Consider the following 14,356-nt stretch of genomic DNA (forward strand, 5'->3'; position numbering starts at 1 on the left):
CCGCTACGACAAACGCGCCCGCCACTACCAAGCCATGGTCACCCTCGCCTGCCTCCTGCTCTGGCTGCCCTGACTTTGCGGACACGACCTAGGGGGTGTCTCGTCGATCACGCCGGGCTCGCGACGCCTGGTGCCGCACCTCGCCGCGTTGTCGTCAGTCGCCGATGCTCCGCATCGACTCCCTCCTCCGCCTTGCGATGCACGGCACCAGACGCCGCTCCCTGATCCGGCCTGATCGACGAGACACCCCCTAGCGCTCCGCTTCTCCTACGCGGTCCGCGAGGCTCAGCCCTTCAGCTCGGCCGCCACCAGCTCCGCGATCTGCACCGCGTTCAGCGCGGCGCCCTTGCGGAGGTTGTCGTTGGAGATGAACAGGGCGAGGCCGTTGTCGACGGTCTCGTCCTTGCGGACACGGCCCACGTAGGAGGGGTCCTTGCCGGCCGCCTGCAGCGGGGTGGGGATGTCGGAGAGCTCGACACCCGGGGCGTCCTTGAGCAGCTCGACCGCGCGCTCCGGGCTGATCGGACGGGCGAAGCGGGCGTTGACCTGCAGGGAGTGGCCCGAGAAGACGGGGACGCGCACGCAGGTGCCGGAGACCTTCAGCTCGGGGATCTCCAGGATCTTGCGGGACTCGTTGCGCAGCTTCTGCTCCTCGTCGGTCTCGTTCAGACCGTCGTCGACGAGGTTGCCGGCGAAGGGCAGCACGTTGAACGCGATGGGGCGCTTGTAGACACCGGGCTCGGGGAAGTCGACGGCCTCACCGTCGTGGGTGAGCCGGTCGGCGTCGGCGATCACCTTCTGCGCCTGGCCGTGCAGCTCGGCCACGCCCGCGACACCGGAACCGGACACCGCCTGGTAGGTGGCGACGATCAGCGCCTCGAGGCCGGCCTCGGCGTGCAGCGGACGCAGCACCGGCATGGCGGCCATGGTGGTGCAGTTCGGGTTGGCGATGATGCCCTTGGGGCGGTTCTTCAGCGCGTGCGGGTTGACCTCGGCGACGACCAGCGGGACCTCGGGGTCCTTGCGCCAGGCGGAGGAGTTGTCGATCACGACGGCACCCTGGGAGGCGACCTTCTCGGCCAGCGCCTTGGAGGTCGCGCCGCCCGCGGAGAAGAGCACGATGTCCAGGCCGCTGTAGTCGGCGGTGGAGGCGTCCTCGACCGTGATGCCGTCGACGACCGAGCCGGCCGAGCGGGCCGAGGCGAACAGGCGCAGCTCGGTCAGGGGGAAGTTCCGCTCCTTGAGGATCCTGCGCATGACCGTGCCGACCTGCCCGGTGGCTCCGACGATTCCGACCCTCACGGCGACTCCCTGTCTCTCACACTTGGCCGAGGCTCATGTGGCCGAGGCCTTTCCATGATGCGGCCGACCCCGGTCCGCCTGTCCAATTCTTTGGGCGGTGTGCCCGCGGAATGGGACGCCCCGGCCCCGTGAAAGGTTCCGGACATTCGGCGTCCACCCCGGCTGAGCTGGAGAAATTCATTCCGCGGGCTTCCCGCACCGCAAGCTCGCCTGCCCATCGCGCCCTCGCCCACACGGAGTGTGACGTACGCCTCGCCGGTGCCGTGGGGTGCGGGCCGAACGTTCCTGTGGGCCGCGGCGTCGTAGGAGCGACAGGGTGAGGGGGTGGCTCGTGCTGCGCAGAAGGGCCCGGCGCGGCCGGGGGACGAACGCCGGGGACGACCCGCTGGACGCGGCCCAGGAGCGCCGGGTGCGGGCGGTGCTCGCGCTCGGCGGAGTGCCGCAGGCGGACCTGCCGGACGGGGTGCAGCAGGTGCGCCTGCGGCTGCTGGAACGCGCCGCCAAGGGTGAGGAGAGCCCGCGGGACGTCTCCGCGTGGGCGGCGGTCGTCGCCTCGAACCTGGCCATGGACTGGCACCGTGCCCGCCGCCGCCAGGAACGCCTCGGCGAGCGCCTGGCCGCGCTGCGGGAGCCCTCCGGGGACGGCGAGGAGTCCCGTGTGCTCTCCCTCGCCGTCGCCCGCGGCCTGGACGAGCTGCCCGACGCCCACCGGCAGGTCCTCGTGCTGCGCTTCTACGGCGACCTGCCGGTGCGCACCATCGCCGAGCAGCTCGGCATCCCGGAGGGCACCGTCAAGAGCCGCCTGCACACGGCGGTACGCGCGCTGCGGGCGCGCCTGCACGAGGACGAGGTGGTGTGACATGCCCGCCGACAACGACGGCCTGGATCCCCTGATGGCGGTACTCACCGGCGAACCGCTCCCCGAGGAGGCCCGCCGCGATCCGTCCCTCCTGGCCGAGTACCGCGCCGCCGAGGCCGACGTCACCCTGCTGCGCACCCACCTGACCCACCTCGCCGACACCCTGGCCGACGCCGCACCACCCACCCTCTCGGCCGACGGCGTACAGCCCACCCTTTCGGCCGACGGCGCCGGCAGCTCACCCAGGGGCGCGGGGAACTGCGCGACCAGCCACGACGGACCCGCGGACGAAGACCGCGCCCGGCACGGCGGCACGCCGCCCACCGCCGCCGGGAACCGCGGCCCCGGCCGGGCGCCGAGGCGCCCCCGCAGGGGCGCGGCGGCGCCGAGCCGCCCCCGCAGGCGCGCTCTCGCGCTCGGCGCGCTGGCCACGGCCGCCGTCGTCTCCGGCGCGCTCGGCCTGAGCTGGCTGGTCGCGCACTCGCCGGGCGGAAGCGTCACCGCGGACGGCGCCTCGTCCAAGGCGGACGCCTCGTCCAAGGCGGACGCCGGCGCCGGCGCGGACCGGCAGAGCGCCGCCGCGTACCTGGCCTGCGCCCGGCTGGTCGTCGAGGGCACGGTCACCGCCGTACAGCCCGGGGGCGGGGCCGGGCAGCAGCGGGTCACGCTGCACGTCACCCGCTCCTACAAGCCCGCCGGGGCCCCCGCCGCCGTCACCTTCACCTGGGAGGAGTTCCTCGGCCCCCGGCCCGCCAAGGGCGAGCACGCGCTGGTCGGCATCGCGCGCAACGCCGACGTGCCGGACACCTGGGTCGTCGACCCGCAGGAGCTGGCCCAGGAGCGCACCTGGCTGGGCGGCGGGCTGTCCGGCGCCACCGCCACGGCCTGCCCGTGACCCCGCGGCGAGCGGTACGGCGGCGGGCACGGCAAAGGGCGGGCGCCCGTTGCCGGACGCCCGCCCCACCGTCGTACGAACGACTACGACGTGACCTTCTCGATCTTGACGCTGCCGGTGCCCGCGGCCGTGCCGCGCGCGTCGACCAGCTGGACCCGGCCGAAGAACTCACGGCCCTCCGGCGCGGCCGCAGCGGCGGTCACCGTGGCGGAGACCGACGCGCTGTCGCCCGTGCCGAGCTTCACCGGCGCCGACCCGTCCACCGAGACGGTGCCGAGGGAGGCGGCGAAGAACACGTCACGGTAGTCGTAGGCGGTGGTGCCGGACGGCACCGAGTAGCCCGCGACCTCGATCGTGTAGGTGCCGGCGGCCGGCGACGGGATGGAGACCGCCTCCTCCGAGTCGCCGTCGGCGGACTGGCCGACGACCTTGCCGGAGGCGTCCTTGACCGTCAGGTCCAGGTCGGCCGAGGCGTCGGAGACCGAGCCGATGGCGACGTCCAGGGACTTCGCGCCCTCGGGGACGACGACCGTGGTGGTCTGCGTCTCGCCCTGCTTGATCGACGGGCGGGCGTTCTTCGCGGAGCCGAGCGGCCCGCCGACGAGCTTGCCCTCCAGCGCGGCGAACTTGTTGGTCACCTTCCAGGAGGCGGCGACCGGCGTGCCGACCTTGGCCTCGGGCACGGTGACCGTCTCCGGGTCGAAGGCGGCACCGAGGACGGCGACGTCCAGGGTGTAGGGGTTGTCGAGCAGCGGCGAGGTGCGGCGCGCCTCGACCTCGATCTCCCACACGCCCGGCTGCGGGTCGGCGTACGAGCGCACGTCCGGCTTGCAGCCGTTGCCGTCCAGGTAGTTGTTGTAGCAGTACGGCGTGGAGGTGTTGTCCACCGGCGTGCCGTAGGGGTGGATGGCGATGAAGCGGGTCTGGCTCTTGTCCTTCAGCCCGCCGATCGCCACCTCAAGGGACTTGGCGCCCTCGGGCACGGTCACGAAGTACGACTGGGTGCTGTTGCGCTGCACCGAGGAGGACTTGGTGACGGTGTAGGCGACCGGCGTCGAGACGACGACCGTCGACAGGATCTGCTTGTCGACGCCCTCCGTCTTCGGGTCGTCGACCTCCAGGATCGCGCTCTTGATGCCCGCGGACCTCGGCGCGGCCTCGACCTTCACGGTCACCGGCTGGTTCAGCGGCAGCTTCACCTCGTCGTCGCCCACGATCCTGAAGGTGTGGTCGGCGTTGTTCTCGAAGTGCAGCTCGTGCCGGAGCGCCTTGTCGGGGCCGGACGTACGGGTGATGGTGATGTCGTACGTCTTCTTCTGGCCGGCCTTCAGACCGCCCTCGCGGTCGTACAGACCGGTGCCGAAGCCGGGGGTCTTCAGGGCGTAGTCGATCGCCGTGTCGACCGGGGCCTTCACCGTGTAGTCGTGGGAGGCGGCGCCGTCCTTGATGGCGTCCCAGGCGTCCACGATGTTGATCAGGCCCGCGCCTTCCTCGTACGCCTGCGTGCCCTTGATGTGGTCGGCGGTCGAGGTGAGCGCCGTGCGCAGGACCGCCGGGGTGAGGTCGATGCCCTTCTGCTTGGCGGCGCTCAGCAGCAGCGCGCTCGCGCCCGCGGCCTGCGGGGAGGCCATCGAGGTGCCCTGCAGCATGGAGTAGCCGGCCGGCAGGGAGTAGCCCGCCTCGGCGACCGGGGAGCCCGGCAGCCAGGTCTGGGTGGTGTTGATGGCCGCGCCGGGCGCGGTCAGGGTCGGCGTGAACCCGCCGTCCTCACGCGGGCCGCGCGAGGAGAACGGCATCATCGCGTACTTCTTCTCCACGACCGAGCCGTAGTTGGCGGCCCAGGTCTCCTTGGAGATGGCCGCGCCGACCGAGATGACCTTGTCGGCCAGACCCGGGTCACCGATGGTGTTCGCACCGGGGCCGGAGTTGCCCGCGGAGATCACCAGCTGCACGCCGTAGGTGTCGATGAGGCGGGTGTACAGCTCGGCGCGCGCGTTGTTGCCGTCGTTGAGCGCCGGCAGACCGCCGATCGACATGTTGACGATGTCGACGCCGCGGTTGGCGACGAGGTCGATCATGCCCTCGGTGAGCGCGACGTTGGTGCAGCCGCCGCTCCAGGTGCAGGCGCGCGAGGAGACGATCTTCGCGCCGGGGGCGGCGCCGTTCATCTTCCCGCCGAACAGGCCGTTGGCGGCGGTGATGCCGGCGACGTGGGTGCCGTGCTCGGACTCGATCACGCCGATGTTGACGTAGTCGGCCTTGGCGCCGGAGGAGTTGTAGGTGACGTCCTTGCGGATCTCCACCACGAACGGCTGGCGCTCGACGACGTCCGTCGTCGGGTCGTCGGTGCCGAAGTACCCGATCTGGAAGCCGTCCTTGTACGGCTTCATCGGGGTGTCGTCGGTGAAGTCGTGGTTGTTGTTCAGGTCGACGCGGACCGTGCCGGCCGCCGCGTCGTACAGCAGACCCCAGGTGTCGGTGGTGTCGCCGTCGCGGTTCGCGTCGCCCTTGGCGTCACCACCGGCCGTCGCCGCCTCGCTGAACAGGTTGAACGCGTAGTTCCCGGCGGGCGCGGTCCAGGTCTGGCCGGCCGCCGTGAAGGTGGGGCCGCCGACCTTGGTGCTCATCCGGCGCCAGGTGCCGTCGCCGTCCACGACCGGGTCGGTCGCGGTGACCCAGTCGACGATCTTGCGCTCGCCGGTGGTGGTCTTCTGGAGCGCCGGGTGGCCGAGGTCGACGCCGGAGTCGAGGATGCCGATGGTGATGCCGCGGCCGTCCGCCTTCGGGTGGTCCTTGACGAAGTCGACGGCGCCCGTCTCGAAGGACGGGTTGTACGGGTTCTCGGCGGGCGTGTCCTTGCCCGGTCCCGGGTACTTCACCGTGCCCGCCGCGCCCTTGACGGACTGCCCGTCGGGCGCCGGGTCGTCGAGCGGGATCTCCTGCTTGAGGTCGATCGCGTGCACCGACGACAGCTTCGCGGCGGCGGCGATGGCCGCGTCCGCCTTGCCGGTCGGGACGGTGGCGCGGACGTAGCCCAGCTTGTCGTAGGTGCGGCCGACGAGACCGCCCTGGTCGTTCAGCTGGTCGGCGACCTGCTCGGTCTGGCCCGGCGCGGTCGCGATCATCATCGTGACCGTCTTGTCGCCGTCGGCCTTGGCCTCGGCGAGCCGGTCGGCGTCGTCGGCGCCGAGCTTGTCGTGCGCGGGCTTCACGCCCGGGTCGGCGGCGGCCGGGGCGCCTGCGGGGGCGCCGTCCGCGGCGAGCGCCAGGGGTATCGGCCCGGCGGCGCAGAGAGCGGCCACCACACCCGCGGCCACGGCGATGCGGGCCACGCGTCTGGTGCCGGGTATGGGGTCGCGCTGGGGGATGAGGGTCATCGGCATCCCTTGTCGGTAAAGGAGCGTGCGAGGACCGACCGGGACGGATCGGTCCAGGTCGTGGGTCGTCCGGAGTGCGATCCCGGATGATCGGACAGCTTTACGCAAGGTCCGATTGTTTGGGGAGAGTTGACCGAATCGAAATGGATGTATGGGGAAAACCCGCTATGGAGGACACAGGGTGCGACGGAAATCGAGGGTGGCGGCCTACGCCGTGTGCGTGCGCGACGGACAGCTGCTGCTGGCCCGTTCACCGGGCCTGGACGGCAGCCCCGAATGGGTGCTGCCGGGCGGCGGGGTGGAGCACGGCGAGGACCCGGCGGACGCCGTGGTGCGCGAACTCGCCGAGGAGACCGGCTACGACGTCGAGCCGACCGCCCTGCTCGGCGTGCACTCCTCCCACCGCGTCCTCCGCCGCCGCGGTCTGCGCCGCCCCGTCGACCACCACGGGCTGCGCCTGGTCTACGAGGCCCGGGTGACCGGCGGCGAGCTGTCCTTCGAGGTGAACGGCTCCACGGACATGGCCGCCTGGCACGACCTCGACGCGGTGCCCGGCCTGCCCCGGGCCCGGATGGTCGAGGTCGGCCTGCGGCTGTGGCGCGAACGGCCCCCCACAGGCAGGGTGTTCGTGCCCGTCGCCGGCAACGGCTGAAAGACGGTCAACCGTCCCGGGTCGCTCAACCCGCCGGCACGGCGGCCGGTCCCTCTTTCCGACCGGGTCATCACGGGGTGACCCGGCCACCACGAAGGGGGAAGACATGAGAGCACGTTCCGCTCTGGCCGGTACGGCGGCGGCCCTGCTGTCCCTGGCGCTCGCCGCGCCCGCGATGGCGGCGCCCACCGGCGGCGACCACCGCCACGACGCCACCCGCAGGGCCGTCGAGGCCCAGGTGGCGGCCGGCGTCCCGGGTGTCACCGTCACGGCCCGGGACGGGCGGCACACCTGGCAGACCACGGCGGGCGTCGGCGACCTGCGCACCGGCGCGCCGCGCTCGACGGCCGACCGCTACCGGGTCGGGTCCCTCACCAAGACGTTCGTCTCCACCGTGCTCCTGCAACTGGAGGCGGAGCGCCGCCTGTCGCTGGACGACAGCGTCGAGCACTGGCTGCCGGGCGTGCTCGACTCGAACGGCTACGACGGCTCGAAGATCACGCTGCGGATGCTGCTCAACCACACCAGCGGCCTGTTCAACTACACCCAGGACGACACCTTCGTCCGCACGTACTTCTCCAAGGACGGCTTCCTCGCCCACCGTTTCGACCGCGTGACGCCGCAGCAGCTCCTCGCGTTCGCCCTGGCGCACCGACCGGACTTCGCGCCGGGCGCCTCCTGGAACTACTCCAACACCAACTACCTGCTCGCCGCCCAGGTCGTCGAGAAGGTCACCGGCCGCCCCTACGGCGAGGAGATCCGCCGCCGCGTCATCGCCCCGCTGCACCTGACCGGCACCTCGGTGCCCGGCACCCGCCCGACCCTGCCGCAGCCCAGCAGCCGGGCCTACGGCAAGCTCGCCCGGGAGACGACCGGCCCGACGTACGACGTCACCGAGCTGAACCCGGCGCTGGCCTACGGCTCGGGCGAGATGGTCTCCGACTCCGCCGACCTGAGCCGCTTCGACCGGGCCCTGCTCGGCGGCGCGCTGCTCCCGCCGCGGCAGCTGAAGGAGATGAAGACGACGGTGGCGGTCGACGGCGCCCCGAACGCCCGCTACGGCCTCGCCCTGATCGACCGCGAACTGAGCTGCGGTGTGCACGTCTGGGGCCACGACGGCGGCATCCACGGCTCCACGTCGGTCGCCGTCACCACGGCCGACGGGCGTCACTCCCTGGCGTTCAACTTCAACGGCGACTGGACCGGCGACACCGACGCGGTCGTCGAGGCCGAGTTCTGCGGCTGACGCCACCCAGCGGGAGGGGCCGCCGGCTCCCCGCCGGCGGCCCCTCCCGTCCCCTCCTGACGCCCTGCACAGGTTCCCCAACTACCGCGGGAGTACCACCACATAGGCGGCCGGATCGCGGTCCGCCGCCGCCATCAGCGCCGTGCGGACCACCGTGGCCTGCTGCTGCGGCGCCTCCCGCAGCTTCTTCGGCGTCACATGGACGACCGTGATGCCGAGCCGCTCCAGCGTCTCCCGTGTGCGGACGTACTCCGACCACAGCGCGTCGTCCTCCTGGCGGGGCGCCCGGGTGTCCAGCTCCACCGCCACCGCCTGCTCCGGCCAGTAGGCGTCGACACCGCCGATGTGCGGGCCCCCCGGCAGCCGCAGATCGACGTTCCACACCGGGTCGGGCAGGCCGTGGTCGCGGACCATCGCGTAGAGACGGTCCTCGGCGATCGCGCGGCCCTCGGCCAGCAGCAGGTCGACGGCGTCCACCACGTGCGGGCGGGTCAGCAGCCGTGCCTCGTGCAGCTCGCGCACCAGCGAGGCCGGGTCGCAGTGCCCGGCGCGGACCGCCTCCGTGAGCAGCCGGCGCACCGTGCCGGCGTCCGACAGCCCGGCCACGGCGTCGGCCACGGCGCGCGGCACGGGGGCGACCGGGACCCCGGTGACCTCCTCCGCCTCCGGCAGGGCGGCGGTGCGCACGATCCGCGCGCAGCCGGTGGAGCGCAGCCGGCGCAGCCGCGGGACCAGGACGTCGATCCGCTCCAGGGAGAGCAGCGGGGGAGTGGCGGCGAAGCCGTGCAGGGTGAGGGCGGCGAGTCCGGTGATCATCGCCTCCCGGTAGGCGGGCGGGCGGTGCGCGTCGCCGGCGCCGGGCTGCACGGGCACGCCGGGGGCGGCCGGGCCCGACTCCCGGGCGGCGTACAGCAGCACCGCGTGCAGCCGCTCGTCGGTGGTCGGCGGGCCGGGGTGCAGCAGGACCACGCCGGGCAGCAGCTGCTGCCAGGAACCGCCGGAGCGGCACTGCTCGTTGAGGTCGGCGGTGGTCACGCCGTGGGCACGCAGCTCGGCGACCGTCAGCACCCGGCGGTGGGCGTCGGGGAGGTGACGGAGGTGACGCGGGGGGTGGGGGGTGGCCGGGGGGAGCGGGGTGTTGTGGTTCATGTCCCGGAGATTCCCGCGTCCGATCCGTCCCTTAACCGCTGTTACACGTCCGTCGACAAATCCGGACAACCCTGCACTAAAGGACGGGTGTTCGGGTGCCGAGTAGGAGGCGAAAACGCCAGGTCCGATCGGGTGGGGGTGGAGGGTTACGGTTCAGATTGCCTGAATTCCGTAACGGCTACGGGACGCTAAGGCGCTGGCCAAAGCTGGGGTTGGGTTGTCGTTCGGCTGCGGGTGGGTGGTGGGTTGCTCGCGCCCACGCGGCGGAGCCGCATAGCGAGTACAGCCCCGTGCCCCTTGGGTCGGCTGCCCTGCCGTCGGCCGAACCGCGACGGCGCCGCGGCGGCTGTCGCGCCACCGCGGCGGCTACCGCGCCCGGTGCTGGGAAGCGCCGGGCGCGGTGCCTTCTCAGTTGCCGGCGGCAGCCGCGTCGCAGGTCTGGCCGCGCAGGGCTCGGGCCAGGTCGTCGCGGGACTCCAGGACCAGGCGGCGCAGCGCGGGCGCGGCGTTCTCGTGGCCGGCGAGCCACGCGTCGGCCGCGGCCAGGGTCTCCTCGGAGTCCTGGAGCGCCGGGAACAGGCCCGACACCACATGCATCCCGATCTGGATCGACCGCTCGGCCCACACCCGCTCGATCGCCGCGAAGTACTTCTCCGTGTACGGCGCGAGCAGCTCGCGCTGCGACGGCCGGCCGAAGCCCGCGATGGTCGCCTCGGTCAGCGCGTTGGACAGCGCGTCCGACTCCACCACCTGCGCCCACGCCTGCGCCTTGACCGCGGCCGACGGACGCGAGGCGAGGCAGCGCACCTGGTGCCGCTTGCCGGAAGCCGTGTCGTCCCGCGCCAGCTCCGCGGCCAGCACGTCCTCGCCGGCCACCCCGTGCGTGGCCAGCGGCTCCAGGAACGCCCAGCGCAGCTCCTGGTCCACCTCCAGCCCGTCGATCTCCTCGGTGCCGTCCAGCAGCGCCTTCAGCAGCCGCAGGTCCGCCTCCCGCGAGGCGACCGACGCGAAGAACCGCGCCCACGCCAGCTGGTGCTCGCTGCCCGGCCCCGCCGCCCGCAGCTCCCGCAGGGCGCCGTCGGCGAGCAGCGCGGCCCCGGTCTCCCGCCAGGCAGGCGCCGCGTAGTGCGTCAGCGCCGAGCCGGCCCACGCGTGCAGCATCTGCAGCACGCCGATCTCCGACTCGCGGCCCGCGAACCGCAGCACCAGGTCCGTGAACTCACGGGCCGGCAGAAGCGCGTCCCGGGTCATGTTCCACAGGGCCGACCAGCACAGGGCACGCGCCAGGGGGTCGGTGATCGCACCGAGCCCGTCCTTCAGCGTCTCCAGCGAGGTCGCGTCGAAGCGGACCTTGCAGTACGTCAGATCGTCGTCGTTGACCAGCACCAGATCCGGTGCCTCGGAGCCGGCCAGGTCGGTGACGACCGTGCGTGCGCCCTCCACGTCCGTCTCGGTACGGGCGTAGCGCACGAGGGTGTCGCCCTCGCGCCGGTAGAGGCCGATCGCGACCCGGTGCGGGCGCAGCTCGGGGTGCGACTCGGCGGCTTCCTGCACCACCGCGAGCTCGGCGATCCGGCCGCCCTCGGTGTCCAGCAGCACCTGCGGGGTCAGCGCGTTCACTCCGGCGGTCTGCAGCCAGGACCGCGACCACGCGCCCATGTCCCGGCCGGAGGTCTCCTCCAGCACCGCCAGCAGGTCGCCGAGGCGCGTGTTGCCGTACGCGTGCCGCTTGAAATAGCGCCGGGAACCCTCCAGGAACGCGTCCTGGCCGACGTACGCCACGAGCTGCTTGAGCACCGAGGCGCCCTTGGCGTAGGTGATGCCGTCGAAGTTGAGCTTGGCGTCCTGCAGGTCGCGGATGTCCGCGGTGATCGGGTGCGTGGAGGGCAGCTGGTCCGCGCGGTACGCCCACGCCTTGCGGCGGTTGGCGAAGGTGATCCAGGCGTCCTTGAAGCGGGTCGCGCCCACGTTGCCGAAGGTGCCCATGAAGTCCGCGAAGGACTCCTTCAGCCACAGGTCGTCCCACCACACCATGGTGACCAGGTCGCCGAACCACATGTGCGCCATCTCGTGCAGGATGACGTTGGCCCGCGCCTCGTAGGACGCCTGCGTCACCTTGCCGCGGAAGATGTACTCCTCGCGGAAGGTCACCAGCCCCGGGTTCTCCATCGCGCCGAGGTTGTACTCCGGCACGAACGCCTGGTCGTACTTGCCGAACGGGTACGGGTAGTCGAAGTGCTCGTGGAAGAAGTCCAGGCCCTGCTTGGTCACCAGAAAGACGTCGTCGGCGTCGAAGTGCTTCGCCAGCCCCTTGCGGCACAGCGCCCCCAGCGGGATGCGCAGCGTGCTGCCGTCGGCCAGGGTGCGCTCGTAGGAGTCCGTGACGTAGTGGTACGGGCCGGCGACGACACAGGTGATGTACGTCGAGATCGGCTTGGTCTCCGCGAACCGCCACACCCACTCGGTCCGCTCGCCGGCGCCGTTGCTCCACACCGTCCACTCCTCGGGCGCCCGCACCTCGAAGCGGAACGGCGCCTTGAGGTCGGGCTGCTCGAAGTTGGCGAAGACGCGGCGGGAGTCGGCCGGTTCGTACTGCGTGTAGAGGTAGACCTCGCCGTCCTCCGGGTCGACGAAGCGGTGCAGGCCCTCACCCGTGCGGGAGTAGGCGCACTGCGCGTCCACGACCAGCTCGTTCTCCTCCGCCAGGTTCTCCAGCAGGATGCGGGAGCCGTCGAAGACCTCGCTCGGGTCCAGGTCGCGGCCGTTGAGGGAGAGCGCCGTCACGCTCGGCGCGACCAGGTCGGCGAAGCTCGACGCCCCCGGCTCGTTGCAGCGGAAGCGGATCGTGGTGACCGAGCGGAAGGTGCGCGGACCGCCGCCCTCGTGGCCGCCGACCGCGGAGCGGACGTCGAGGGACACCTCGTACCCGTCGACGGACAGCAGCGCGGCCCGCTCCCGGGCCTCGTCGCGGGACAGATTCTCACCGGGCACGGGCGGCACTCCCTCGTGTGTCGTGACTACGGCAGGACAGGACCGATCCTGCCATGCGCACCTGACGCGGCGCCGCCGGGAAGGGCCTGGGCGCGCGGGAGCGGGGCAGGGCGCGCGGGAATGGCCGGGGCGCGTGACGGCGTTGTCGGGGAAAAGACGTCCGCTGAGGAGAGACATGTCGCAGAAGACCCCCGTCGACTTCTGGTTCGACCCCCTGTGCCCCTGGGCGTGGATGACCTCGCGCTGGGTGCTGGAGGTGGAGAAGGTCCGGGACATCGAGGTCCGCTGGCATGTGATGAGCCTCGCCGTCCTCAACGAGGACAAGCTGGACCAGCTGCCCGAGGACTACCGGGAGATGCTCGCGACCAAGGCGTGGAAGCCGGTGCGCGTGGTGACCGCCGCCTGGCAGATCCACGGCGAGCAGGTCCTCGGCCCGCTCTACACCGCGCTCGGCACCCGCTTCCACAACAAGGGCGAGGGCGCGACCCTGGAGGCCATCGCCGGCGCGCTGGCCGACGCCGGGCTGCCCGCCGATCTGATCGAGTACGCGGAGCAGGAGGACTTCGCGTTCGACGCCCAGCTGCGCGCCTCCCACAAGGAGGGCATCGAACTGGTCGGCCAGGAGGTCGGCACGCCGGTGATCGCGGTGCCGGGCGCCGACGGCGGGCAGATCGCCTTCTTCGGCCCGGTCGTCACCCCCGCCCCGAAGGGCGAGGATGCCGCCAAGCTGTGGGACGGCACCCTCGCCGTGGCGTCGGTGCCCGGGTTCTACGAGATCAAGCGCACCCGGACCAAGGGCCCGGACTTCAGCAACCTGTAGTGCCGGCAGTGCTGCTGCCGGAGGGGTGCGCGAACTCCTCCGGCAGATAGCCGCCCATCCAGTACTTCGTCTTGCGCTGCACCCGACGGCAGCCCTCGGCCGTGCAGCGGTGGAAGGCCCGGGCGACGAAGGTCTCTCCGTCCAGCTCCGCGGCGAGCGCCACGCCGGCTGCCGCGACCTCCTCCCGCCGCAGCTCGCGGAAGGTCTGGATCCGGTCCTTGCAGGTCGGGCTCGGGCACCGTACGTACGCCATCAGCGCCTCCTCGGGAGCGGCGGAGCCGTCCGCCGTGGGCTCCCAATGTGCCGTACGAAGGAGGCCCTCGCGAGTCCTGTCCTCGCGAGGGCCTCCCTCTTCCACCGCCTGCCACGTGAAGGGTGAGAAGACGATCACGAGGCAGGAGCACCCGGGCTCACGTCACGGCGCGAGCAGCAGCACATCGGTGCGGGCCTTGGCGGCGGCGTGGCGCCGGGCCACGTCCTGCCAGTTGACGACCTGCCACATCGCCTCGATGAAGTCGACCTTCTGGTTGCGGTACTGCAGGTAGAAGGCGTGCTCCCAGGCGTCGAAGACCAGGATCGGGGTCGCGCCCTGACCGACGTTGCCCTGGTGGTCGTAGACCTGCTCGACGATCAGCCGGCCGCTGAGCGGCTCGTACGCCAGGACGCCCCAGCCGGAGCCCTGGGTGGTCGCGGCGGCCTTGGACAGCTGTGCCTTGAATCCGGCGAAGGAGCCGAACGACTCCTTGATCGCCTCCGCCAGCTCGCCCACCCCGTCGGCGGCCAGCGGCTCGCCGCCGCCCTCCTTCGGGCCGGTCATGTTCTGCCAGTAGATCGAGTGCAGGATGTGGCCGGAGAGGTGGAACGCCAGGTTCTTCTCCAGACCGTTGACCGAGCCCCACGTCTCCTTGTCCCGCGCCTCCGCCAGCTGCTCCAGCGTGTCGTTGGCGCCCTTCACATAGGCCGCGTGGTGCTTGTCGTGGTGCAGCTCGATGATCTCCGGGCTGATCACGGGAGCGAGCGCGGAGTAGTCGTACGGCAGGTCGGGCAGCGTGTAGACGGGCATGC

11 protein-coding genes are annotated in these 14,356 nt (G+C 72.1%); 5 read left to right on the forward strand and 6 right to left on the reverse strand.

Annotated elements, in window-relative coordinates:
* Positions 1 to 285: 285 nt before the first annotated feature.
* Complete coding sequence (locus tag ACZ64A_RS08475; protein WP_469809112.1) at positions 286 to 1,302, reverse strand: aspartate-semialdehyde dehydrogenase; 1,017 nt, start codon at positions 1,300 to 1,302, stop codon at positions 286 to 288.
* A gap of 331 nt (positions 1,303 to 1,633) precedes the next feature.
* Between ACZ64A_RS08475 and ACZ64A_RS08480 the strand changes: the two genes are divergently transcribed.
* Positions 1,634 to 2,161, forward strand: a complete 528-nt coding sequence (locus ACZ64A_RS08480) for an RNA polymerase sigma factor (protein WP_469810137.1) — start codon at positions 1,634 to 1,636, stop codon at positions 2,159 to 2,161.
* 1 nt (position 2,162) lies between these two features.
* Entirely contained in the window at positions 2,163 to 3,056 is an 894-nt protein-coding gene (locus tag ACZ64A_RS08485; RefSeq protein ID WP_469809113.1) for a hypothetical protein, read from the forward strand.
* Between the two features lie 83 nt (positions 3,057 to 3,139).
* Here ACZ64A_RS08485 and ACZ64A_RS08490 read toward each other — a convergent pair whose 3' ends face one another.
* Positions 3,140 to 6,433: a S8 family serine peptidase gene (locus ACZ64A_RS08490; RefSeq protein WP_469809115.1), complete on the reverse strand. Its 3,294-nt coding sequence runs from the start codon at positions 6,431 to 6,433 to the stop codon at positions 3,140 to 3,142.
* Between the two features lie 199 nt (positions 6,434 to 6,632).
* On the opposite strand from ACZ64A_RS08490, the gene ACZ64A_RS08495 reads away from it, so the two are divergent.
* Positions 6,633 to 7,085 (forward strand): NUDIX hydrolase, encoded by a 453-nt coding sequence (locus ACZ64A_RS08495; RefSeq protein WP_469809116.1) that lies wholly within the window; start codon positions 6,633 to 6,635, stop codon positions 7,083 to 7,085.
* Between the two features lie 106 nt (positions 7,086 to 7,191).
* Complete coding sequence (locus tag ACZ64A_RS08500) at positions 7,192 to 8,331, forward strand: serine hydrolase domain-containing protein (protein ID WP_469809117.1); 1,140 nt, start codon at positions 7,192 to 7,194, stop codon at positions 8,329 to 8,331.
* Positions 8,332 to 8,412: 81 nt separating this feature from the next.
* On the opposite strand, the gene ACZ64A_RS08505 is transcribed toward ACZ64A_RS08500, so the two are convergent.
* Both ACZ64A_RS08505 and pepN read right to left on the reverse strand, forming a co-directional pair.
* Complete coding sequence (locus tag ACZ64A_RS08505) at positions 8,413 to 9,480, reverse strand: hypothetical protein (protein ID WP_469809118.1); 1,068 nt, start codon at positions 9,478 to 9,480, stop codon at positions 8,413 to 8,415.
* A 408-nt stretch (positions 9,481 to 9,888) separates the two neighbouring features.
* Positions 9,889 to 12,471: an aminopeptidase N gene (pepN, locus tag ACZ64A_RS08510; protein WP_469809119.1), complete on the reverse strand. Its 2,583-nt coding sequence runs from the start codon at positions 12,469 to 12,471 to the stop codon at positions 9,889 to 9,891.
* Positions 12,472 to 12,646: 175 nt separating this feature from the next.
* Here pepN and ACZ64A_RS08515 point away from each other — a divergent pair, with 175 nt between their 5' ends.
* Positions 12,647 to 13,291, forward strand: a complete 645-nt coding sequence (locus tag ACZ64A_RS08515) for a mycothiol-dependent nitroreductase Rv2466c family protein (RefSeq protein WP_469809120.1) — start codon at positions 12,647 to 12,649, stop codon at positions 13,289 to 13,291.
* Here the strand turns inward: ACZ64A_RS08515 and ACZ64A_RS08520 are convergent.
* Entirely contained in the window at positions 13,278 to 13,544 is a 267-nt protein-coding gene (locus tag ACZ64A_RS08520) for a hypothetical protein (protein WP_469809121.1), read from the reverse strand. The two genes, ACZ64A_RS08515 and ACZ64A_RS08520, sit on opposite strands and share 14 nt — an antisense overlap.
* Before the next feature lie 162 nt (positions 13,545 to 13,706).
* On the reverse strand, positions 13,707 to 14,354 hold the full coding sequence (locus ACZ64A_RS08525) for a superoxide dismutase (RefSeq protein WP_469809122.1): 648 nt from the start codon (positions 14,352 to 14,354) through the stop codon (positions 13,707 to 13,709).
* Positions 14,355 to 14,356 lie beyond the last annotated feature (2 nt).

Source organism: Streptomyces sp. NPDC104814 (assembly GCF_055583185.1).

Coding starts and splice junctions, on each gene's coding strand:
- ACZ64A_RS08485 (WP_469809113.1), top strand. CDS start 2,163: ATGCCCGCCGACAACGACGGCCTGGATCCCCTGATGGCGGTACTCACC.
- ACZ64A_RS08490 (WP_469809115.1), bottom strand. CDS start 6,433: ATGACCCTCATCCCCCAGCGCGACCCCATACCCGGCACCAGACGCGTG.
- ACZ64A_RS08500 (WP_469809117.1), top strand. CDS start 7,192: ATGAGAGCACGTTCCGCTCTGGCCGGTACGGCGGCGGCCCTGCTGTCC.
- ACZ64A_RS08505 (WP_469809118.1), bottom strand. CDS start 9,480: ATGAACCACAACACCCCGCTCCCCCCGGCCACCCCCCACCCCCCGCGT.
- ACZ64A_RS08515 (WP_469809120.1), top strand. CDS start 12,647: ATGTCGCAGAAGACCCCCGTCGACTTCTGGTTCGACCCCCTGTGCCCC.
- ACZ64A_RS08520 (WP_469809121.1), bottom strand. CDS start 13,544: ATGGCGTACGTACGGTGCCCGAGCCCGACCTGCAAGGACCGGATCCAG.
- ACZ64A_RS08525 (WP_469809122.1), bottom strand. CDS start 14,354: ATGCCCGTCTACACGCTGCCCGACCTGCCGTACGACTACTCCGCGCTC.